This window comes from Olsenella sp. oral taxon 809 str. F0356, from assembly GCF_000233535.1.
In the GTDB taxonomy this organism is placed as follows: domain Bacteria; phylum Actinomycetota; class Coriobacteriia; order Coriobacteriales; family Atopobiaceae; genus Olsenella_I; species Olsenella_I phocaeensis.
Genome location: NZ_JH376563.1, coordinates 73205 through 94568 on the forward strand (window position 1 = coordinate 73205; position 21364 = coordinate 94568).

General features: G+C 64.6%; 18 protein-coding genes. 6 read left to right on the forward strand and 12 right to left on the reverse strand.

Annotated features, from left to right (window positions below):
• Positions 1-3: 3 nt before the first annotated feature.
• The 4 genes from uvrA to HMPREF1008_RS00385 all read right to left on the reverse strand — a co-directional run bounded on the left by uvrA (position 4) and on the right by HMPREF1008_RS00385 (position 5519).
• A complete protein-coding gene (gene uvrA, locus HMPREF1008_RS00370) occupies positions 4-2910 on the reverse strand; it encodes an excinuclease ABC subunit UvrA (protein ID WP_009277857.1) in 2907 nt (968 codons plus the stop codon).
• Positions 2911-3250: 340 nt separating this feature from the next.
• Positions 3251-4804 (reverse strand): DUF4153 domain-containing protein, encoded by a 1554-nt coding sequence (locus HMPREF1008_RS00375; protein WP_009277858.1) that lies wholly within the window; start codon positions 4802-4804, stop codon positions 3251-3253.
• A complete protein-coding gene (locus HMPREF1008_RS00380) occupies positions 4801-5028 on the reverse strand; it encodes a helix-turn-helix transcriptional regulator (protein ID WP_231782244.1) in 228 nt (75 codons plus the stop codon). Before HMPREF1008_RS00380 ends, HMPREF1008_RS00375 begins: the two co-directional genes overlap by 4 nt.
• A 32-nt stretch (positions 5029-5060) precedes the next feature.
• Complete coding sequence (locus tag HMPREF1008_RS00385; RefSeq protein ID WP_009277860.1) at positions 5061-5519, reverse strand: DUF2975 domain-containing protein; 459 nt, start codon at positions 5517-5519, stop codon at positions 5061-5063.
• Between the two features lie 527 nt (positions 5520-6046).
• Between HMPREF1008_RS00385 and HMPREF1008_RS00390 the strand changes: the two genes are divergently transcribed.
• From HMPREF1008_RS00390 to HMPREF1008_RS00415, 6 genes are all read left to right on the forward strand, one after another.
• Positions 6047-6604 (forward strand): sigma-70 family RNA polymerase sigma factor, encoded by a 558-nt coding sequence (locus HMPREF1008_RS00390; RefSeq protein ID WP_009277861.1) that lies wholly within the window; start codon positions 6047-6049, stop codon positions 6602-6604.
• Positions 6591-7973: a hypothetical protein gene (locus HMPREF1008_RS00395; RefSeq protein ID WP_009277862.1), complete on the forward strand. Its 1383-nt coding sequence runs from the start codon at positions 6591-6593 to the stop codon at positions 7971-7973. Before HMPREF1008_RS00390 ends, HMPREF1008_RS00395 begins: the two co-directional genes overlap by 14 nt.
• A gap of 142 nt (positions 7974-8115) precedes the next feature.
• On the forward strand, positions 8116-8970 hold the full coding sequence (locus tag HMPREF1008_RS00400) for an Mrp/NBP35 family ATP-binding protein (RefSeq protein WP_009277863.1): 855 nt from the start codon (positions 8116-8118) through the stop codon (positions 8968-8970).
• Positions 8971-10290 carry an aminoacetone oxidase family FAD-binding enzyme gene (locus tag HMPREF1008_RS00405; protein ID WP_009277864.1) on the forward strand — a complete coding sequence of 440 codons (1320 nt, stop codon included), beginning with the start codon at positions 8971-8973 and terminating at the stop codon, positions 10288-10290.
• Position 10291: 1 nt separating this feature from the next.
• Positions 10292-11956 carry an NAD(P)/FAD-dependent oxidoreductase gene (locus HMPREF1008_RS00410; RefSeq protein WP_009277865.1) on the forward strand — a complete coding sequence of 555 codons (1665 nt, stop codon included), beginning with the start codon at positions 10292-10294 and terminating at the stop codon, positions 11954-11956.
• 166 nt (positions 11957-12122) lie between these two features.
• Positions 12123-12293, forward strand: coding sequence for a hypothetical protein (locus tag HMPREF1008_RS00415; RefSeq protein WP_009277866.1), 171 nt, complete (start codon positions 12123-12125; stop codon positions 12291-12293).
• Between the two features lie 148 nt (positions 12294-12441).
• Here the strand turns inward: HMPREF1008_RS00415 and HMPREF1008_RS00420 are convergent, their stop codons facing one another.
• From HMPREF1008_RS00420 to HMPREF1008_RS00455, 8 genes are all read right to left on the reverse strand, one after another.
• Positions 12442-12726 carry a PTS sugar transporter subunit IIB gene (locus HMPREF1008_RS00420; RefSeq protein ID WP_009277867.1) on the reverse strand — a complete coding sequence of 95 codons (285 nt, stop codon included), beginning with the start codon at positions 12724-12726 and terminating at the stop codon, positions 12442-12444.
• Positions 12727-12772: 46 nt separating this feature from the next.
• Positions 12773-13918 carry a glycerate kinase gene (locus HMPREF1008_RS00425; RefSeq protein WP_040656647.1) on the reverse strand — a complete coding sequence of 382 codons (1146 nt, stop codon included), beginning with the start codon at positions 13916-13918 and terminating at the stop codon, positions 12773-12775.
• A 98-nt stretch (positions 13919-14016) separates the two neighbouring features.
• Positions 14017-14472: a PTS sugar transporter subunit IIA gene (locus tag HMPREF1008_RS00430; RefSeq protein ID WP_009277869.1), complete on the reverse strand. Its 456-nt coding sequence runs from the start codon at positions 14470-14472 to the stop codon at positions 14017-14019.
• A 99-nt stretch (positions 14473-14571) separates the two neighbouring features.
• Complete coding sequence (locus HMPREF1008_RS00435; protein ID WP_009277870.1) at positions 14572-15762, reverse strand: iron-containing alcohol dehydrogenase; 1191 nt, start codon at positions 15760-15762, stop codon at positions 14572-14574.
• Between the two features lie 69 nt (positions 15763-15831).
• The gene (locus HMPREF1008_RS00440; RefSeq protein ID WP_009277871.1) at positions 15832-17046 is read right to left on the reverse strand and encodes a thiolase family protein; all 1215 of its coding nucleotides are present in this window, start codon (positions 17044-17046) and stop codon (positions 15832-15834) included.
• Between the two features lie 96 nt (positions 17047-17142).
• Positions 17143-17994, reverse strand: coding sequence for a 3-hydroxyacyl-CoA dehydrogenase family protein (locus tag HMPREF1008_RS00445; RefSeq protein WP_009277872.1), 852 nt, complete (start codon positions 17992-17994; stop codon positions 17143-17145).
• Positions 17995-18062: 68 nt separating this feature from the next.
• A complete protein-coding gene (locus HMPREF1008_RS00450) occupies positions 18063-19658 on the reverse strand; it encodes an acyl CoA:acetate/3-ketoacid CoA transferase (RefSeq protein WP_009277873.1) in 1596 nt (531 codons plus the stop codon).
• Between the two features lie 11 nt (positions 19659-19669).
• Complete coding sequence (locus HMPREF1008_RS00455) at positions 19670-21256, reverse strand: class I adenylate-forming enzyme family protein (RefSeq protein WP_009277874.1); 1587 nt, start codon at positions 21254-21256, stop codon at positions 19670-19672.
• Positions 21257-21364 lie beyond the last annotated feature (108 nt).

Consider the following 21364-nt stretch of genomic DNA (forward strand, 5'->3'; position numbering starts at 1 on the left):
CCTCTAGCCCTTGCCCTTTGAGGCGCGCTCGGCCATGCGCCTACGGTCGCGCTCCAGGATGGGCGCGAGGTAGCGGCCAGTATGGCTGCCCTTGGCCTTGGCGACCTGCTCGGGGGTGCCGTAGGCTACGACGGTGCCGCCGCCGGCACCTCCCTCGGGGCCCATGTCTATGATGCGGTCGGCCATCTTGATGACGTCCAGGTTGTGCTCGATGACCAGCACGGTGTTGCCGGCGTCGACGAGCTTCTCGAGCACCTCGACGAGCATGCGCACGTCCTCGAAGTGCAGGCCGGTGGTAGGCTCGTCCAGAATGTAGAGGGTCTTGCCCGTCTGCTGGCGGTGGAGCTCCTTGGCGAGCTTGACGCGCTGCGCCTCGCCGCCCGAGAGCGTCGTGGCGGGCTGGCCCAGGTGCACGTAGCCCAGGCCCACGTCATAGAGGGTCTGGAGCTTGCGCTTGATCCGGGGGATGCTGGCGAAGAAGGCCAGGGCCTCGGTCACCGTCATGTCCAGGACGTCGCTGATGCTCTTGCCGTGGTAGGTGACCTCGAGGGTCTCGCGGTTGTAGCGCTTGCCGTGGCAGACCTCGCAGGGCACGTAGATGTCGGGGAGGAAGTTCATCTCGATCTTGATCTGCCCGTCGCCCTTGCAGGCCTCGCAGCGGCCGCCCGGCACGTTGAACGAGAAGCGCCCGGCGCTGTAGCCGCGCGCGCGGCTCTCGGGCACGCTCGCGAAGAGCGCGCGGAGGTCGTCCCAGAGACCGATGTAGGTCGCGGGGTTGGAGCGCGGGGTGCGGCCGATGGGACTCTGGTCGATGTCGATGACCTTGTCGATCGTCTTGCGGCCCTCCTCGTCCTCCAGCCCCTCGAGGCGGCGGTAGGGGCCGACGGCGCGCTTGGAGTGGTGCACGGCGTTGGTGAGGGCGGGCGCCAGGGTGTCCGTCACGAGGGACGACTTGCCCGACCCGCTGACGCCGGTGACCACGGTGAGGGTCCCCAGCTCGACCTTGGCGCTCACGGAGCGCAGGTTGTTGGCGGAGGCGCCGAGGATCTTGATGGCGCCGCGACCGGGCTTGCGCCGCGCGGCGGGGAGCTCGACGAGCCTGCGGCCCGTGAGGTAGGCACCGGTGACGGAGTCGGGGTTCGCCATGATCTCCTGCGGCGTGCCAGCGGCGACCACGGCCCCGCCCAGCTCGCCGGCGCCGGGACCCATGTCTATGACGTAGTCGGCGGCGCGTATGGTGTCCTCGTCGTGCTCCACCACGATCACGGTGTTGCCCTGGTCGCGCAGGCGGCGCAGGGTGTCTATGAGCCGGTCGTTGTCGCGCTGGTGCAGGCCGATGGAGGGCTCGTCCAGGATGTAGAGCACGCCCATGAGCCCGGCGCCGATCTGGGTGGCGAGGCGGATGCGCTGGGCCTCTCCACCAGATAGCGTCGCCGCGGCGCGGCTCAGCGTGAGGTAGTCCAGGCCCACGTTGACCATGAAGCGCAGGCGGGCGATGACCTCCTTAACGATGGGGGCGCCGATGAGGTGCTGGCGCTCGGTGAGGGACAGGCCTTCGAAGAAGTCCAGGGCGTCCTTGCAGCTGAGGTCGCAGACCTCCTGTATGTTGCGGTCCCCCACGGTGACGGCCAGGTACTCGGGCTTGAGGCGGGCGCCGTGGCAGGTGGGGCAGGGCACCTCCCGGATGTACTTCTCCAGGTGGGTCTTCATGGTCTCGGAGGTGGTCTCCTGGTACTTCTCGAAGAGGATGGAGCGCACGCCCGAGAAGGTGGTGGTCCAGTTGGTGTCGCGGCCGTCGCGCGTGTGGTACTCCACGCGGACCTTGGCGTCCCCCAGGCCGTCGAGCAGGGCGTGCTGGGTCTTCTTCTTCAGCTTGTTCCAAGGGGTCTGGTCGCTCTCGCCCATGTGGACACAGACGGCCGAGAGGATCTGCGGGTAGTAGTTGGAGTGGCCGAAGATGCTGCCGAAAACGCCGCCTGCCACGGAGAGCGTCGGGTCCTCGATCAGCGCCTCCGCGTCCACGCTGCGACGCGTCCCGATGCCGTCACAGTCGGGACAGGCTCCGTAGGGCGCGTTGAACGAGAAGTCGCGAGGCTGCAGGTCGTCTATGGAGTGGCCGTGCTCGGGGCAGGCCAGGGCCAGGGAGTAGCTCAGGAGCTCCCCCTCCGCGGCCTCGGGGGCGTCGCGGTCGGGGAGCAGGTAGAACGAGACGCGGCCCGAGGCGAGGCGCGTAGCCGTCTCGATGGCCTCCGCCACGCGGCCGAGACTGTTCTCGCGAATGACCACGCGGTCCACGACGACCTCGATGGAGTGCTTGAGCTTCTTCTCGAGCCTGATGTCCTCCTCGAGCTCGCGCACCTCGCCGTCCACGCGCACGCGGCTGAAGCCCTCGTGGCGCAGGTCCTCGAAGAGCTTGGCGTACTCGCCCTTGCGGCCCAGGACCACGGGGGCCAGCACGAGGGCGCGGCGGCCCTGGCCCACGGCGAGGACCTTGTCGGCCACCTGGTCGGTGGTCTGGCGCTCGATCACGCGGCCACACTCGGGGCAGTGCGGGACACCGATGCGGGCGTAGAGCAGGCGCAGGTAGTCGTAGATCTCCGTCACGGTTCCCACGGTGGAGCGGGGGTTGCGGCTCGTGGTCTTCTGGTCGATCGAGACCGCGGGCGAGAGGCCGTCGATGGAGTCGAGGTCGGGCTTGTCCATCTGGCCCAGGAACATGCGGGCGTAGCTCGAGAGCGACTCGACGTAGCGGCGCTGCCCCTCGGCGTAGATGGTGTCGAAGGCGAGGCTCGACTTGCCCGAGCCCGAGAGCCCCGTGATGACGACGAGCTTGTCGCGCGGGATGGTGACGTCGATGTCCCGCAGGTTGTGCTCGCGCGCGCCGCGGATGACGATGGACTCGGAGGCCATGTGCTTCCCCTTGGAAATGAAGACGTGCAGACGGCACTAGCGTATACCCGATGCGCTGGGGGCTATGCCGCCGGGCGGCGATTCGACAGCATCCCCGCAGGGACTCGGGGCGAGAGGAGGCCAGGCGGCACCGCGCTACTGGGAGGGTCGGCCAAAAACTGCGCACGGAAGCCTCGAATTGTGGAGACGGACGGCGTTTGCCCAGGACTCTTGCGGCTGAAAGAAACCCAATGCGCAGTTTTCTGCGGCACGAGAAAGCCCGGGCGGGAATTTCCGCCCGGGCAGCCACAATCAACGGCGAGTTGCTCGGCCCTCGTGCATCCGCAGCCTTCGGGCTTCCTCAGCCCTCGAGCTTCTGCAGCTCCAGCATCTCCGCGACCGAGCGCTCCTGCCACCCGCTCGCGTCCACGCCGGCCCGAAGCGAGCGGACCTGCATCCGCGCCTCCACGGCGTACTCCGGGCTCCGCGCGGCAAGCCGCTCGAGGGCGGGTATCGCATCGGCCGAGAGGTCACCCAGGTAGTAGACGTCCATCTCCTGCACCCTGCCCGCAAGGAAGCCATCGACGTTGAAGTCGGCCACGCGCGCGGCGGGACCGCTCAGCATGAAGGCGACCCAAATGCACAGGAGCGTGGCGATGGCCCAGCGGAAGATGGGGAACTCGGGCCTCAGCAGCCAGACGGTCGCATACACGACCAGCGAGAGTATCCCCACCATGCCCACGAAGGTGAGCAGGCGCAGGATGGTCAGGCCGTAGGCGCCCACATAGAGCGACATGCGCAGCGCCGCGGACGCGAGCATGACCACGATACTCGCCAGGAGCACGAGCTGCAGAGCCACGACGGGCCGGAAGCGCTCGGCGTCCCTGCTCACCCAGACGCTCGCCAGGACCACCACGATGTTGATGCCCGCGACAGCCGCGAGCTGGAAGAAGCCGGAGCGCGCGTAGCCGGCGTACCCGCCAAACATGGCGGGAGAGCTCGCCCCGCCGAAGAGGTAGACGAACTGCACCCCCACGAAGAGCAGGTAGACCAGGTCGAGCGCCGCAAGCATGGTGCCCACGGAGCTGGCGCTGGCGCGACGCGGGGAGTGGGGCTCGAGCCTTCCAACGGAGCGTCCGTGCCCATGAAGCAGGCCCAGGAGCATCCCGGAGCCGGCGACGAAGGCCAAGGCGAAGCGGGCGGCACGCATGCCCCACGCGAAGAGCCCGTCGTCGAGCCAGCCGAGGATCCTCCCGAAGAGGTCGGCGAAGACCGGGTCGGCGCTGAAGAGCAGGGGCACGGCGACCATGAGGATCGCGAGCGCAACGAGCAGTCCCAGCAGGGACGAGCGAAGCCGACCCTTGCCCGAGCTGCCGCGGCTCAGCAGCCTGAGCTGGGCAGTGTTCGAGAACTGCTCCGTGAAGAAGAAGCTGACGGCACGCAGGCAGCCGCCCAAACTCAGCGCCACGTCCTCGGCGCAGCCCGAGAGCAGCAGGTACTCGAGGATGCAGCTCGCCCCCATGACGAGGGCATTGAGCATGCGGAGGTCCCGGTTCGACACGAGGGTCGGGGCGAGCGCGAGGAGCAGGCAGGCGACGAGCAGGGCCTTCGCGGCACCCCCCAGGTCGCGCAGGCCCCCGCGCAGGGCGAGCGCGACGACAAAGAAGGCGAAGATGCAGACCGTGATGCCCACGCCGCAGATGGTGATGAGGGCGAGCGAGAGCATCGTGTGGTCGGCGGCGACGCTCCAGAGGATGGCGAGGCCCGCGGCGCAGGCGGGAACGAGGTAGTCGCGCGGGCCTGCCGGCTCCAGGCTGCGGGCGGGGGCGTCGGCGGAGGCGGGCTTCTCGGCGATACCTTCCTCCGCGATCTGTCCGGGCATGGGGGGCCTGCCCCCGGCTTCTGGCTCTCTCATCTGTCCCACTTCCTTTCGTCGGTGTCCCCGCGGCGTTTCTCGTCGGTGTCCCTGCGGTACTCGAGCAGGTCGGCGGGCTGGCAGTCGAGCTCCTCGCAGATCGCCTCGAGCGTGGTGAAGCGGATCGCCCGCGCCTTGCCCGTCTTGAGTATCGAGAGGTTCGCGATGGTCACGCCGACGCGCTCGGAGAGCTCGGTGAGGCTCATCTGGCGTCGCGCGAGCATGACGTCGAGGTTCACGTGGATGTGGCCCATGCCTACACCACCAGGTCGTTCTCGTCCTTGATCTGGGCCGCGTTCTGGGTGAGCCCCGAGAGCGCGACGCACACCACGGCGAGCGAGACGGAGAACACGAGGGCGACGGAGAGGGACGCGACGACGCTGAAGACGACAGGTGCCACGAAGGCGAGGTACGCCACGAGCTCGGCGAGCCACACGGCCGCGTCAGCCGCCGCAAGGTAGCCCATGCGCCGCAGGAGGAGCGCGTTGCCCTGCGTGAAGACCTCTCCCGCGCCGATGGCCGAGAAGAGCCTCCACGCCACCGCCGCCAGGACGACGAGGGGCAGGATGCCCAGAACGAACAGGAGGGCCGAGCCGGGCGGGACCACGCCGCGCGCCTCGACGGGCGGGATGGCGGCGATGGCAACCACGAGGCAGGAAAGGACGGCGAGAAGGTCGATCGCCTTGAGGAGAAGGGACATCTCTCTTCGTGACATGCGAGCTCCAAGCGGCTGTCGGTATGGGACGTCGGCCTGGCAGCTGCCGGAGGCCGTCGACGAATCAGGCACTTCGTCGACGGCCATTATAGGGCAAACATATCGTTTTTCGATATTAATTTACTGATTTTCGATAAATCATACGATGAGAAGAATGACGGCAGGCCCGCCAGGAAGCGCAGCGTCCCAAGCGGCATCGCCCCGCACGAGCCAGCCCGAGGCCGAGCGGCGCCAGGCTATGCGTGCTTGTAGCCCGTCACCATGGTGAGCAGGAAGCAGGTGACGGTGGCCCATGCAAAGAACTTGTGCGCCTTCATTTGGATTCCTCCCCTCGTCAGAGGCAGTACGAAAAGAACGCCCTCATTGCCTCGATTATACGAGGCGCGCGGCAAGACGCGCTAACAAGAAGCGGGACGATGGGGACTCCTCGCTGCCCGACAGCGCTCGGATCAAGAAAACGTGGGACGCGACACGTCCCAGCCCGTGTTAATGACAGATGGAGTCCCTCACAACGAAAGGTGCATGGGGTGGCAGACGGGAGAGAAAGGGTCCAACGCTCGGACGCGTTCGTGCGGGACGCGATGAGCGCCTGGGGGGACTCGGTACTGCGCCTCGCCTTGGCACAGACCGGTTCCAGGGCAGACGCCGAGGACGTCTACCAGGACGTGTTCGTGTCGCTGGCATGCTCCCCCACCAAGTTCGAGAGCGACGAGCACCTCAAGGCCTGGCTCCTGCGCGTCACCATCAACCGCTGCCACGACCTCAGGAGGACCTGGTGGTGGCGTCACATCGCCTCGATGGAGGAGCTCGACAGAGAGCCCTCCACGTCCGAGGACCCGACCTCCGACAGCGTCGTGGGCGGGCGCGGCCATCCGAAGGACTCATGCCCGCCCCTCTGGGATGCCCTGCGCAGGCTCCCGGAGAGATATCGGACCCCCGTCTTCCTCTTCTACGTCGAGGAGATGAGCTGCGCACGCATAGCAGAAGTAGCTGGATGCAGGGAGTCTACCGTTCGCACGCGACTGCAGCGCGGGCGCGAGAAGCTAAGGAAAACGTTGGAAGGACTCGACTATGAGGCAATTTGACGACAAGGCCGGCGACTTCGCAAGCGGCGCGGACGAGGCCATCAAGGCGGGCCTGGAGTCCGCCGTGTCCGAGGTCCGGACCTCCCCCCGGCTCGACGACCGCGTGATTGACCGCATCCGCGACATACGCTCGCAGCAGGACGCCCAAGTGCCCCACGGACGTTCCCCGGTCCTGCTTCCCCGCGTCGCAGTGGGAGCGGTCGCCTGTGGGCTCGCACTCGCCGTGGCCATCGGGGCCATGTCAAGCCCCGCAAGCCCGTCTGGCACCACGCAGGACTCCGGCACGGGTGCCTCCGAGGCGTCGGAGCATCCCTTCTCGCTTTCGATTGCCCAGGCATCCGAGACAAGCAAGGAGGTCAGCGTCGCGGCGACCAACGACGGCATCCGTCCCGTCTCGGACGAGGTCTCAAGGAGCCAGGAGCTCAAGCTCAACCTCTCGGTCACCGGCGACAACATAACGTCCGTCACGTATCGCATCGTCGGCAGTCCCACCGAGAAGTACCGCGCCAGCGTCATGGACAAGGACAGGTTCCCGGACGGGGTCGGAACGCGCGACCTCGTGAGCCTACACCAGGCGGTCTGGGGCAGCTACGAGCAGACGGAGGGCTTCGTCGCCCCAGAAGAGGGGCTCGCCCCAGAAGAGGGGCAGTTCCAGCCCGAGTCGATCACCATCGACTACGGACAGCGGTCCGCCGACGGCTCCTACCACACCGCCGACGGCGTCTACCACTTCGTTGCTGCGTCCGGAGACATGCAGTCATATTGGGACAGCGACCCCACCCTGCAGGCCCTCGACGCCTGGCTGGATGCCACACTCAGCCCAGACGGCAGCGACGACAACGAGAACCCCACCCCGCGGTCGTGGGACGACACCTCCGCCGAAGCGGAGGGACAGGACTCCGAGCAGGAACGCGCGAGCAGGCCCAAGAGGACGAGCGAGCTCAGGGCCGCGTACGACTCCGCGCTCGCGGACGCGACGTCCACGCCCGAGAAGGCATACGAGTGGACGAGGAAGAACTACATCTCCGGCTTCGTGACCTGCAACGACTCGCTCAGTCAGGCGCGACTCGAGGTGACCGCGACGTTCGCGGACGGCTCGACGACCACCAGGCTGTATCGCATCGAGCTCGTCGACGACTATGAACGGGTGCTGTCGGACCGATTCGATGCGCTCTGCGAGGCAGCAGGGACGGTACCTGCGGATCTCATCGCACGGACGGGGCTTCCCTGGATGGACTGGGACACGAGCGCCAGCCACGTGCGCGGCGAAAGCATGACCTATGCAGGGTCGATCAGCGACGAGCAGTACGCCAGTGACCCGCGACTGACGGCGGCCATGTACACGATCACGGACGTCACGGAAGGCTAGCCGGACAACCCCGGGCGCCCTGCCCCAGGCTGCGTCACCGTCCCCTTGGGTAGAATCGACTCATCGGCAACTCGTCGGCGCGCCGGCGCGCGGGACCCACGTCCCGCCCGGCGCGCCGCGCTCCCAAGGAGAGGAATCCCGCATGGCAGACATAGACGAGGAGGCGCTGCGCCGGGAGGTCGACGCGGCCCTGGGCCACGGAGGACAACAGCAGCAGGGTCCCCAGACCTTCCAGCCCGAGCCCGGCTCGCACATCAAGCACGTGATCGGCGTCATCTCGGGCAAGGGCGGCGTCGGCAAGTCCCTGGTCACCGGCGCCATCGCCACCAGCCTCAGGCGCGACGGCCGCAAGGTGGCCATCATGGACGCCGACATCACCGGCCCCTCCATACCCAAGATGTTCGGCATGTCCGGCAAGCACGCCCTGGCGCGCGACGAGAAGCTCGTCCCCATCGAGTCCGACGGGGGCATCAAGGTCATGAGCACCAACCTCGTGCTCGAGAACGAGACCGACCCCGTGCTCTGGCGCGGTCCCATGCTCATGGGGGCGCTCCGCCAGTTCTTCGAGGAGACCCGCTGGGGCGACATCGACTACCTGCTGGTCGACATGCCCCCAGGAACCGGCGACGTGGCCCTCACCGTCTTCCAGAGCCTGCCCATCGAGGGCGTCGTGATCGTGAGCTCGCCCCAGGACCTGGTGCAGATGGTCGTGGGCAAGGCGCTCAACATGGCCGCCATGATGGAGGTCCCCGTCATCGGCCTGGTCGAGAACCTGAGCTGGCTCCCCTGTCCCAACTGCGGCGAGCGCGTGGAGCCCTTCGGTCCCAGCAAGCTGCAGGAGACGGCCGCCCACTTTGGCATCGCCGCCCTGGACCAGCTGCCCATCGACCCCAGGATTGCCAGGAGCTGTGACGAGGGCAACTTCGAACAGGTGCTCCCGGAGGGCTTCGTGGCCAAGGCAGTCGAGCAGATCGAGGCCCACGAGCAGGTGGCCTAGGTGCCAGGCTCCAAATCCAGGACAAGGGCACGGGGAGAGAGGCGGCCCTCGCGCGCGCAGCGCGAGGCCGAGCTCGTCTCCGCCGCCATCGAGGCAGCTCCCTCGGACGTGACGGACGTCTGCGTCGTGGGCGGCGGTGCCGCCGGCCTCGTCGCGGCCATCGTCGCCGCCGAGGAGGGCGCGAGCGTCGTCGTGCTGGAGGCGGAGCTCGAATGTGGTCGCAGCATCCTCGCCACCGGCAACGGACGCTGCAACTTCTCCACCGTGAGGCTGGACCCCCGGCGCTACAACGACCCGGAGTTCGTGCGGGCCACGTTCGGCCAGCGTCCCCTGGACGACGTCCTGGGCTTCTTCCGCGACTGCGGCCTGCGCTGGTCGCTCGAGGACGACAGGCTCTACCCCCTCTCGCGCCAGGCCGCCTCCGTCCGCAACGTGCTCCTGGCGCGGGCGAGAAGGGCCGGCGTGCAGCTGGCGTGCGGCCGCAGGCTCGTCGCGCTCGAGCCGCGCGACGACGGATGGCGGCTGCGCTTCGAGGCGCGCTGGGACGCCGGGCGCCGGGGCGAGCTTCGCGCCCAGACGGTCGTCCTCGCCACGGGCGGGACCAACTCCGTGGGCGGTGGCGCACTGACCGACGACCTGGGGCTGGAACGCAGGCCCCTCTCGCCCGCCCTCTGCCCCGTGGCCTGCGAGGACTCCCCCCTGTCGCTGCTCGACGGGAGGCGCGCCCAGGTGGACCTGAGCCTCGTGCGCGACGACGACCTCCTCCCCTGCTGGCACGAGCGGGGCGAGCTCCTCTTCAGGGGCTACGGCATCTCGGGCATCGTGACCTTCGACCTCTCGCGGCGCGCCCGTCCCGGCGACTGGGTCCTCGTCGACCTCGTGCCAGACCACGGGCCATCCGAGCTTCGCCAGATCATGGGCATGGACCCCGAGCCAGGCTGCCTCGACGGCGTGCTTGACCCAGAGGTGGCCCGCCTGCTCGAGCGCCTCGCATGCGAGCGCTGGGACCCCGGCGCGCCCCAGCTTGGTCCCACTCCACGCGACACCCATGCGGACCGGCTCGTCCACCTGGTCAAGCACCTTCCCCTTCGCGTGAGGGGCCTTGCCGCCGAGAAGGGCGCACAGGTCTGCCAGGGAGGACTCCTGACCAACCAGTTCGACCCCCTGTCCTTGCGCTGCGCCTCCCGTCCCGGCATCCTCGCCTGCGGCGAGGCGCTGGACATGGACGGCGACTGCGGCGGCTTCAACCTCTCGTGGGCATGGAAGAGCGGGCTCGTCGCGGGCAGGTCCGCGGCAGGACTCGCGAGGAAGGCAGGCTAGCGTGCTCGAGCTCTCTGGCATCCGCATACCCCTGGACCAGCTGGACGGCAGCGAGCGCACGGAGGAGCTTGCCCTGAGGCGCGCCGTCCTCCGTCGATTGCACCTGACGCCCGACGACCTCGCGGCTGTCCAGCCGCGCAAGCGCTCGGTGGATGCGCGCAAGAAGTCGGACGTCCACTTCAGCTACAGCGTCCGCATGCAGCTGCGGGGAGGGGCCAACGCGGAAGCCGAGCTCCTGCGCAGGCTCAGGCGCCGCCACTCCCCCGTCCTGCGGCAGCTCCGCCAGGTCGAGGAGGATCGGCTCGCCTGGCCGGCCCACCTGGGCACCGCTCCCGTCCGGCGTCCCGTGGTCGTCGGGGCGGGCTGTGCCGGACTCTTCTGCGCGCTCTCGCTGGCCGAGGCCGGGCTCGAGCCCCTGCTCGTGGAGCGCGGCCGGGACGCACGGCGGCGCAGCGCCGACATCGAGCGCTTCAATCGCACCGGCGAGCTGGACCCCTCGAGCAACGTCCAGTTCGGCCTGGGCGGCGCCGGGACCTTCTCCGACGGAAAGCTGGGAACGGGCACGAAGAGCCCCGCGCACCGCCTCATCCTCCAGACCCTCGTGGACGCAGGCGCGTCGCGTCAGATCCTCTGGGACGCCAAGCCCCACGTGGGCAGCGACGTGCTGCCCACGGTGGTCACCAACGTCTGCCAGCGCATCCGCGATCTGGGCGGGGAGGTCCGCTTCGGCAGCAGGATGGTGGGACTCTCCCTTGCCGGGGGACGCGTCAGCGGCGTCACGCTCGAGGAGGAGCGTGCGGGGGGCATCCTCGTCGAGGAGCGCGTTCCCGCCACCGACGTGGTCCTGGCCTGCGGACACTCCGCCCGCGACGTCTTCGAGCTCCTGCGCGACTCCGGCGTCAGGCTGGAGCGCAAGACCTTCGCCATGGGCATGCGTATCGAGCACCCGCAGGCCCTCGTCGACCGCGCCCAGTATGGCCCCTTTGCGGGGCACCCCGTCCTGGGCGCCGCCCCCTACAAGCTGGTCGCCCACCTGGACTCCGGGCGCAGCGCCTTCTCGTTCTGCACGTGTCCCGGCGGATACGTCGTTGCCGCCGCGAGCGAGCCGGGCGGCGTGGTGACCAACGGCATGAGCCTCTCGGACCGCGCGGGCACCAACGCGAACTCGGGGCTCCTCGCCAACGTCTTCCCCGAGGACCTGCCCGGGGACGACGTCCTCGCCGGCGTGGGACTCCAGCGCCAGTGCGAGCGAGCGGCATTTTCGGCGGGAGGCGGCGCGTACGTGGCGCCCGCCCAGCTGGTGGGAGACTTCCTGCAGGGCGTCCCCTCCTCCGCCGGCGGGGAGGTGCGGCCCACCTACCCCCGCGGCGTGGCCTGGGGCGACGTCTCGTGCTGCCTTCCCGACTACGTGACAAAGACCCTGCGCGCGGCGATACCTGCCATGGACCACCAGCTGCACGGCTTCTCGCTCGCCGACGCCGTGCTCACGGGGGTCGAGAGCCGCTCGAGCTCTCCCGTCCGCGTCACCAGGGGAGAGAACCTCCAGTCCACCTCGACTCCCGGCCTCTGGCCCTGCGGCGAGGGCGCAGGCTATGCGGGCGGCATCATGAGCGCGGCCACGGACGGACTGCGCGTGGCCGAGGCGCTGGTGGGGAGCCTGGCGTAGGGCGACGGAGAGGGACCCCCTACGTCCCAGGGTTCTCTCCCGCCTCCCCCATCGCCACCTGCGGAGGGTTTGCCTCCTTTTGGAGCGAAATCCCATCGTCGGGGTGTTGCCGTGGGTAGACCAACCCCAAGCGAGAACGGTTCGCGTGAATGGGGGGTGGCTCAAGATGCGGGAGGTCAGGGTCGACCGCTCGGCCGCAAGCCCCGAGGAGCAGAGGAAGGCGGAGGAGTGGCACGAGTCGGTGAGGGACTCCATGCGCGAGCTGGGTGCCTCACAGGCAAACGTCGGTCTGGTGGTGATGGTCGCCGTCACCGTGGCGGGCAGAATGCTGGGCTGACGTTGCCCCCGAAGGGCGGCGGAAGTCCAAGGCTTGCGGCATGGCGCCTGCGGCGTGGAACAGCGTGTAACAAATGGCTTGCGACGCAAGGGGCCGACCGGCGGGAACTCCCCTCCGGTCGGCCCTATTCTCTTCCCTTGGCTGCAGGCTACTTGTCCCTGATGGCCTCGATCAGGCGCTTGAGCTCCTCGTCCTGGCCCATGCCCGTGACGAAGGCGACACCGTTGAAGGTAGGGACGTCAAGCTCCTCCTCGGTCTTCACCACGGGGATGTAGGCGTCGGCGTCCTTGAGCTGCTCTGCCAGAGAGTCCATGTCGACGGCAACGACGTTTGCCTCGACGCCCTCGGCAGCGAGCAGCTTGGTCACTTTCTGGGCGACCATGTGCGAAGTTGCGATTCCGTGACCACACGCGACGACTACCTTGGCTGCCATGGCTGACCTCCTTTTGAAATAACAAGTCGCATAGAGCCCGATGAATCTAGTGTACCAAGCCGGAACCAATCCTCAACAGCGAAAACATGCGGTCAGCTGCGAGCGTGAAGTTTTGCTCGGCATGGTCCATCGCGTCTGCAACGGAAGTACAGCCGATGACGGTGGGAACTATGGCCGAGACCCCGTATCCCAGGAGCTCCGTCGCGCTGGCGTCCATTGCGCCCACCAGGGCGACACAGGGCACTCCCCTCCTCTTGCACCGGCATGCCACTCCGCTCACCAACTTGCCATGCACCGACTGTGAGTCGGCATGACCCTCTCCGGTCACGCACAGGTCGGCGCCTGCGAGAAGATCGTCGAAGCCGACAAGATCAAGAACATGCTCGATACCCGGAACGACCTCTGCCCGCAGGAAGAGGCGGGCGGCTATGCCCAGCCCACCCGATGCCCCCATTCCCGGTTCGCACGAGACATCAGTTCCGAAGGTCCGTGCGAGGACGCCCGCATATGATTTCATGCCCTCCTCCAGCTCGGCAACCATTGACGTGTTAGCACCCTTTTGCGGGGCGAACACGGCAGCCGCACCTCGTGTCCCCAAGAGGGGGTTATCGACGTCGCACATGACGTGGAAGTCCGTTGCCTCAATGCGTCGATCCACACCTTCGAGGTCAATCGAATTAACCTTTGCCAGATCTTCTCCACGTCCCGCCAGCTCGTTGCCACGCCCGTCAAGAAACCGGACTCCCAATGCGCGGAGGCAGCCCATGCCACCGTCGTTGGTAGCGCTCCCCCCAATGGCCAACGAGATATCCACGACCCCACGATCAAGGGCGTCCAGAATCAACTGGCCCGTGCCGAAGGTCGAAGTAACAAGCGGATTACGCTCCTCGGGAGAAAGGAGGGTAAGTCCCGATGCCGCCGCCATCTCGATGACTGCGCGATGGCCGGGCAACAATCCATACATAGCCTTGACCCCGGAGCCCCCCGGCCCCTCGACCGTCACGACGACGGCCTCTCCCCCGAGTGCCTCAATGAGAGCTTCTACGGTACCCTCTCCTCCGTCTGCCACAGCAACGGAGCGTAGCTCCGCATCGGGCCATACCTCTCTGCCTGCGGCACAAAGAAGCTCTGCGGTGCGTTTCGAAGAAATGCTGCCCTTGAATGAGTCGGATGCAAATAGAAAGCTAGGCATTGGAACCCCTTTGGACAAGGAGGGGATAAGACAATGGAAGCAAGAGGGACGGGATGGAAGATGATCACGGAAAGGGCCACCCTCGACCAATAACGCTGCTATGCGCCTACTCCCTCATTGATCATTCGAGCGATTTCGGCGGAGTCGTCTGTCTCGCGAACCTTTTTCCGGAATTCATCCTTAGTTAGCAGCACTGCCGTTTTGGAGAGCAACTTAATGTGGGTCGTACCTGCTTCGAGCTCAGGCACAAGCAGTGCTATGAAGATATCGCAGTCGACATCATCGAAGCTCGGCCATGCGACCGGACGATCGTTCTTGACCATAATCACTGCCGCACGCTTGATGCAGGCACACTTCGCATGAGGAATAGCGAAGCCTTCGAGCATGCCAGTCATGTCGAGACTCTCCCGATACTGGAAAGCCTCGTAGGTTCCGTCTGCGTCGTCAGTAATGCCTAGATCGGCAGCCCTGTCCGAGATGAATCGAAGGACACCGTCTCTGTCTGCAAGGCTCTGCTCAGGAAAGATGTTTGACTCCTGAATAAAATCTGGCATGACATTTTCCTTTCCCGAAGGTTTGTTTAAGAGAAGGATCGGCGCGCCTGGCGCCGACCCTTCTTGATGAAGACATGGCTCGGACAATAGTCCGACTGGCTACCTGGCCATCTCAAGAATCTTTACTACATCGTCAACGCGGAGCTCCATGAAGGAGCCGCAATGGTCGCCGCCACGCGCATCGATGGCACCCTGGGCCATATGGCGAATCTCCTCGTCAGTCGGATTGATGGCCAACTCGCTCATGCGCACCGGCATGCCAACTGACTTACAGAACTTCTCCCACGCCTCAATGCCACGCAGGCCGGTACCCTTAGGGTCGGAATAATCGTTGACAACACCAAAGACCTCAACGCCAAACTGGGCGAAACGCTCGGGACGAACGTCAATGACGTAACGCGCCCAGCTCGACCACATGGCACACAGGCCGGCGCCATGGGTGCAGTTATAGAGGGCACCCATCTCATGTTCGATGGCATGGGAGGCAAAGTCACCTTGCTGTCCCGTTCCAGTGAGGCCGTTATGGGAAAGAGAGCCTGCCCAGAGCAGCGTTGCGCGGGCATCATAGTCATCAGGCTCGGCGAGCGCCAGGGGGATGGCGGTCTTGACCGCACGAAGCAAGCCAAGCGACATCTGATCGATAAGCTCCGTGTGAGAAACCGTGGTGAAGAAGCGCTCCATGGTGTGCATCATGATGTCGCAACCTGCAGCAGCGGTCTGCCACGCAGGGACCGTATACGTGAGCTCGGGATCCATGATTGCGAACTTGGGACGTGCGCATTCGTGGTTGTAGGAGCGCTTCAGCTCAACGTCGCCCATGGTGTCGATGTTGATGACCGTAGAGTTCGACGTCTCGGAGCCAGTGCCCGCAAGGGTCGAGATGGCTCCAAGACCGGCAATTCTATCGGTTGAAACCTTACCCAGGAACAGATCCTCAAGCTCAAAGTCATTGGCAAGGCCATAGGCGATGGTCTTAGACGAGTCGATTGCAGAGCCTCCGCCAATGGCAAGAAGAAAGTCCACTCCCTCTCTCTTGGCAAGCGCCAAGCCTTCCTTTGCCGTAGAGAGGCGGGGGTTTGGAACGACGCCCTCAAACTCGACGTAACCGATTCCCTCGGCAGAAAGGCTCTTCTCAACGCGATCGAGGAGCCCCGTGTCGCGAACGTAGTCGCCACCCCAGTGAATCATCGCTTTGGTGCCACCAAATTCCTTTACGTACTTGCCAACGTTAGATTCCACACCATGGCCGAAGACGACCTTGGTAGGAACGCAGTAATCGAAATTAATCATTTCTAGCCCCTCCTTGCGAGATGCAGACCTTCCCAGCGCCTGCTCACGTTGAGCCCGACAGTAGTCGCCTTAACCCTGAGTGAAGTACATCGAGATACCCTGACCGCCTCCGATGCACATCGAGACCATAGCGTCCCTCTTTTCGGGATGGCGCCTCGAGAGCTCGTAGGCACACTTGAGAGCAAGAACGGCACCCGTCGCTCCGATGGGATGGCCAATAGAGATGCCGCCTCCATAGATGTTGACCTTCTCGTCATCAAGGCCAAGGTCACGAGTCACGGCAAAGGCCTGTGACGCAAAGGCTTCGTTGATCTCGAAGAAGTCGATAGCCTTTGCGTCCAGGCCAAGCTGCTTGCAAAGCTGCTTGGTGGAGAAGTAGGGCGAGTAGCCCATGAGCGTGGCATCATAACCCGCAACCGCCCAACCACGGATCGTGACCATGGGGGCGCAGCCAAGCTCCTCGGCCTTGGAGCGCTTCATGACAACCACCGCGGCTGCAGCGTCATTCAGAGTCGAGGAGTTGCCTGCGGTGACCGTGCCCGTGCCGTCAAAGACGAAGCATGGCTTGAGACGGGCAAGCGACTCGACGGTAGAGCCCTCACGCGGTCCCTCGTCCGTATCGAACACCGTGACCTTCCCCTTGCGCCCCTTAATCTCCACAGGAACGATTTCGTCCTTGAAGACGCCCTCTTTCACGGCGGCGCAGGCACGCTGCTGCGAGCGAGCAGCGAAGGCATCCTGCTCCTCACGACTCACGTTGAACTTCTTGGCAACGTTCTCGGCAGTGATGCCATTGTGGTTGCCATCGAGCGGCCAGACGAGTGCATCGATGACGCCATCCTCGAAGACCTTGTTGCCCATGCGAGCGCCCCAGCGCGCGTCGGTCACGTAATAGGGCAGCTGCGAGAGGCTCTCAGTACCGCCCGCGACCACGACATCCCGAAAACCGGTCTTGATCTCCTGCAATGCGTCAGCAATTGCCTGCAGCGACGAGCCGCACTGGCGATTGACGGAATATGCAGTTGTCTCCTGCGGCATGCCCGCCTTCAGCGAGATAGCACGAGCCAAAAACCCATTGGGACCCCAGCCGCCGACGTTTCCGATGATGACCTCGCCCACCTGGGAGGAATCGATTCCAGCACGCTTGACCGCCTCGGAGACAGCGAGTGCGCCCATGTCGATGGCGCTCATCGACATGAGGGTTCCGCCATACTTTCCGACAGGGGTGCGAGCTCCGGAAACTATCACGATGTCATCGGGGCTCTTCTCGAATTCACGGTTCATGGGAATCTCCTTGTCGTACCTGGTCGATTGATAGCTATCTGAGTATCAGGTGGCATCGCGCTGAGACGAGGCTGCTTCGCCACATCAATACATGCTCTAATCGGAGTAGTCGTAGAAGCCCTTGCCCGTCTTACGTCCGAGGGTTCCGGCGTCAATCATCTCTTTGAGCAGGGGGCAGGGACGGTACTTCTCGTCATGGAAGTTGTCATAGAGGCCCTTCATGGTCGCATAGACCACATCGATGCCCGTGAAGTCCATGAGCTCGCAGGGGCCCATGGGATGGTTACACCCAAGCTTCATTGCAGTGTCAACATCCGATGGAGTGCAGCCCTCGGAAACGAGGAAGGCGCCTTCGTTCTGGTATGGGACGATGATGCGATTAACGATGAACCCCGGCTGGTTGGGGGCATCGACCGTCGTCTTGCCAATGGCAGTGGCGAATTCCTTTGCGACTACATACGCCTCGTCTGAGGTCTTCTCGCCCCGAATGAGCTCAGCAAGTTTCATGACGGGAGCAGGGTAGAAGAAGTGCATGCCCAATACGGACTCGGGACGCTTGGTCGCGGAGGCTATGTCGTTGATGTTGATTCCCGATGTGTTAGTAAGAAGCACGGCCTCGTCCTTGGCGTGCGCATCAATATTCTTGAAAGTGCTCTGCTTGAAGTCCAGACGCTCGGGAACCGCCTCAATAACGACGTCGGCATCGGCAAGGCTGCCGTAGTCCGTGGTGTAGGTCAGGCGACCCATTACTATCGACTTCTCGTCCTCCGTCATGCGGCCCTTCGCAACCTTCTTGGAGAGAAGTTTGCCAACGAGGGCCTGCGCTTTGGCAAGGGGAGCCTCTGCGATATCAATGTTGATCGTCTCGAAGCCGGACTGCGCACAGAGCTGGGCAATGCCGCCGCCCATGAGACCGGAACCGATAACTGCAACCTTCTTGGCTGTCATGATGTTCTCCTTCTTTTGTCTTATACCAAACGAGTCTCGCATGTGCTGAAGCGCCCTGATGGCTGCTGTCACTTTGCCAGGATCGACTCCGCCAGCCCGCAGGGACCATCCCGCCTGAACAGGGAGAGGTCCATGGCCTTGAGGTCGGGAGAGACGATGGGCTCGAAGTCCATCATGTTCAGGACCTGAGACTCGAGGTCGATGCCCGGGGCAATCTCGGTAAGCACCACGCCCTCGGGGGCGAGCTCGAACACCGCGCGTTCCGTAACTATGACAACCCTCTGAGGACTCCTACGCGATGCAGGACCATTGAAGGAGAGTTGGCCGACATGCTTGACCATTTTGCGAATTGCACCCTCTTGCTCGATGATCAGGCGGTCATCCTCAAAACGGTACTTGGCCCCCTTTGCCGTGAAGATCCCCAGGAAGACCACGGTCTTGGCGTTCTGAGTGATGTCGACAAACCCACCTGCCCCGGCGCAGCGCGGACCCATCTTGGTCGAATTGATGTTGCCGTCACCGTCGAGCTCACCAAGGCCCATGAAGGTCACGTCGCAGCCCGCTCCGTCATAGAAGTCGAACTGCTCGGGATGCGGGACCATTGCGAGAAGGTTCTGCCCGATGCCAAAGTCAATGCCACCGAGCTGCACACCACCATAGATGCCACTCTCGACGGTAATCATGACCTTGTCGGAGACACCCTCTTCCGCGCAGACGCGTCCTACCATGTCGTTTGGAATTCCCGTTCCCAGATTTACGATCGCACCCGGATAGAGCTCCTGGCAGCCCCGACGAGCGATGAACTTGCGCACGTTGAATGGCGCGGGATCGATGTCCTGTTCGGGAACGCGGAGCTTGCCGATGTAGGAGGGGTCATAGTAGAAGGAGGACGTCATGCGGTGGTCCTCCTCTGGGTCGGGGCACACGACGACCTGGTCGATGAACACTCCGGGAACCGTCACGTCCTTGGGGTTAATCGTCCCCGTCTGAGCGACCTCCCTCACCTGGGCGATAACCCTTCCGCCATAGCGCTTCGTCGCCAGGACCGCGTTGAACACCTCGAGCTTCATGGCCTCGTCGGTCGTCGTCATGTTGCCCATCTCGTCGCAGACCGTGCCACGAATGAGCAGCGTATCGATGGGGACCTCCTTGTAGAACATGAACTCTTCGCCATGAAGCTCCACGATCTCGGACATGTCCTCAAGTGGCATGGTGCGTTCGTTCATCTTGCCGCCCTCGACACGCGGATCTATGAACGTGCCCAGCCCCACCTTGCTCATCTTGCCTGGAAGCCCACATGCCATGGCGCGATAGAGTTGCGCGATCTGGCCCTGGGGCAGGCAGTAGGCCTCGACCTGGTTATTGGCAATCATGTCCATCCACCGTGGCTGCAGGCCCCAGTGCGAACCGATTATTCGCGTGACAAGGCCCTCATAGGCGAGGTGCTGAATGCCGCGGGCTCGGTCGGACTGGCCGCAGGAGTGCAAGAGCGTGAGACCGCAGGGGTGTCCCGTCTCGACGAAGCGCCGCTCGATTGCCTTGAGGTTTGACTCCGAGGCGGAGACGAGCGTCATCCCAATCGTGCAGATAGTGCTGTTGTCAGGAATCGATGCCGCGACCTCCTCTGGAGTCACGAATTCGGCTTTGAGGTTCTTGTCTGCCATGACGTCCTCTCCTAGGAGCTGTGGCCAGCGTTCGAATGTCCGGAGATCTGAGCACGAACGGCGTCACTCACGGCGCGACGATCGGGCTTCTCTCCCCTGGTTTGCGGAATCTTGTCGACGAACACTATGTGAACGGGGATCTTGAAGTGAGCGATGCGACCCGCAAGTGCCTCCTTGATGTCGTCCTCCCCCACAGTCGAACCGGGCTCACGGACGACCGCGGCGATGGGAACCTCCCCGTAGAGCTCGTCTGGAAGGGCGGCGGCACAGCTCTGAGAAACGCCATCAACCTCCGAGAGAACCTCCTCGAGAGCGCTGCACCAGACCTTCTCCCCCCCACGGTTGATCATGTCCTTCTTCCGGTCTACGACCCAAACCATTCCCTCGTCGTTCGCATAGGCGATGTCCCCGGTCGCAAACCAGCCGTCCACGCCAAACGCGGGGTCCTGACGGCGGTAGTAACCCTCGCTGACGCAGGCGCCGCGAAGCTGGAGCTCCCCCGCCTCGCCAGAGGCGACCTCACGGCCATCCTCGTCCACGATGCGTGCCTCGACCCCAGGAACGGGTTTGCCCGTGGCGCCAGCAAACACTGACGTAGGAGAGTCATAGGGGAAGAGAAGGGCGGGTGAGGCAGTCTCGGTGAGGCCGTAGACCACCTGAAAGGACGCCGTCGGCATCCAGGCGTGGAAGGCACGCATCTTCTCTACGGGCTCATAGCTCGAACCCGATAGCATCGCGCGAACGCTCGGAAGATATGGGAACTCGGGCCGCAGGGGAAGGAGCTCGGCAAAGGAGGTCGGCGAGCCATGTAGGTAGGTGATCTCCTCGTCCCTCACGCACTCCAGCACGCGCCGGGCGTCAAAGAAGCGCTGTAGGTAGGTTGTAGCTCCCACCAGGACAAACTGTAGGAGAAGGGCAATGAGTCCTGTGACGTGATAGATGGGAATCGGTATGAGGCATGAGTCCGTAGGGACCGTACGCATGAGGCGCGCGTAGACTGTAGCCGCGTGCATCAGATTGTAATTGCGCAGTACGACACCCTTCGAGCATGAGGTGGTACCACTTGTGAACATTAGAATCGCGGGGTCCTCGAGCGCCGGGGCCTCTGGGAGGAACGCGTCACCACTCATGCCTGCAAAGCCATCGCCATCTTCGGGACCTCGTGATACCACCAGTCCCTCCACCGAGACAGGAAAGTCCTTTGCCCAGGACTCGAAGCGCTCGTCACAGATGACGTGGGTGATGTCAGCCGAGTCCATGAGCGAGACGATCTCCGGCTTGCGGTATTTGGTTGGGAGAGGGACGCACACCGCACGCAACTTCGAAAGGGCATAGAGCGCGACCGCAAACTCGACGTCGGCGAACATGAGCACGGCAACATGTGACCCAGCCCTTACTCCCCTCTCGCTGTGGAGCCAGGAGGCAAAGCCATCGACACGGAACAGGAGCTCCCGATACGAAATTCGATGTCCCCAATCGTCGACGAGGGCTATGCTCGAGGGACTCACCCCGGCGCTGTTGGCGAGCGAGTCATAGGGACAGGCAGGCATGTCTAGGAAGCTTTGGATGTGCCGCGCCCCGACCCGAAGGTCGGACATGCCCGTCCACAGCCCCCTGTTCCATGTGTCGGTACCACGAATCACCCTATCAACCCCTATGAAGATGCAAAATAAATGATGCGTCCAATTCGCTGGCCCAGCTCAAGA

Bases quoted from the DNA above. Each gene is read 5' to 3' on its own strand.
- uvrA (WP_009277857.1), bottom strand. From the start codon at position 2,910: ATGGCCTCCGAGTCCATCGTCATCCGCGGCGCGCGCGAGCACAACCTG.
- HMPREF1008_RS00375 (WP_009277858.1), bottom strand. From the start codon at position 4,804: ATGAGAGAGCCAGAAGCCGGGGGCAGGCCCCCCATGCCCGGACAGATC.
- HMPREF1008_RS00380 (WP_231782244.1), bottom strand. From the start codon at position 5,028: ATGCTCGCGCGACGCCAGATGAGCCTCACCGAGCTCTCCGAGCGCGTC.
- HMPREF1008_RS00385 (WP_009277860.1), bottom strand. From the start codon at position 5,519: ATGTCACGAAGAGAGATGTCCCTTCTCCTCAAGGCGATCGACCTTCTC.
- HMPREF1008_RS00395 (WP_009277862.1), top strand. From the start codon at position 6,591: ATGAGGCAATTTGACGACAAGGCCGGCGACTTCGCAAGCGGCGCGGAC.
- HMPREF1008_RS00400 (WP_009277863.1), top strand. From the start codon at position 8,116: ATGGCAGACATAGACGAGGAGGCGCTGCGCCGGGAGGTCGACGCGGCC.
- HMPREF1008_RS00415 (WP_009277866.1), top strand. From the start codon at position 12,123: ATGCGGGAGGTCAGGGTCGACCGCTCGGCCGCAAGCCCCGAGGAGCAG.
- HMPREF1008_RS00420 (WP_009277867.1), bottom strand. From the start codon at position 12,726: ATGGCAGCCAAGGTAGTCGTCGCGTGTGGTCACGGAATCGCAACTTCG.
- HMPREF1008_RS00425 (WP_040656647.1), bottom strand. From the start codon at position 13,918: ATGCCTAGCTTTCTATTTGCATCCGACTCATTCAAGGGCAGCATTTCT.
- HMPREF1008_RS00430 (WP_009277869.1), bottom strand. From the start codon at position 14,472: ATGCCAGATTTTATTCAGGAGTCAAACATCTTTCCTGAGCAGAGCCTT.
- HMPREF1008_RS00435 (WP_009277870.1), bottom strand. From the start codon at position 15,762: ATGATTAATTTCGATTACTGCGTTCCTACCAAGGTCGTCTTCGGCCAT.
- HMPREF1008_RS00440 (WP_009277871.1), bottom strand. From the start codon at position 17,046: ATGAACCGTGAATTCGAGAAGAGCCCCGATGACATCGTGATAGTTTCC.
- HMPREF1008_RS00445 (WP_009277872.1), bottom strand. From the start codon at position 17,994: ATGACAGCCAAGAAGGTTGCAGTTATCGGTTCCGGTCTCATGGGCGGC.
- HMPREF1008_RS00450 (WP_009277873.1), bottom strand. From the start codon at position 19,658: ATGGCAGACAAGAACCTCAAAGCCGAATTCGTGACTCCAGAGGAGGTC.
- HMPREF1008_RS00455 (WP_009277874.1), bottom strand. From the start codon at position 21,256: ATGTCCGACCTTCGGGTCGGGGCGCGGCACATCCAAAGCTTCCTAGAC.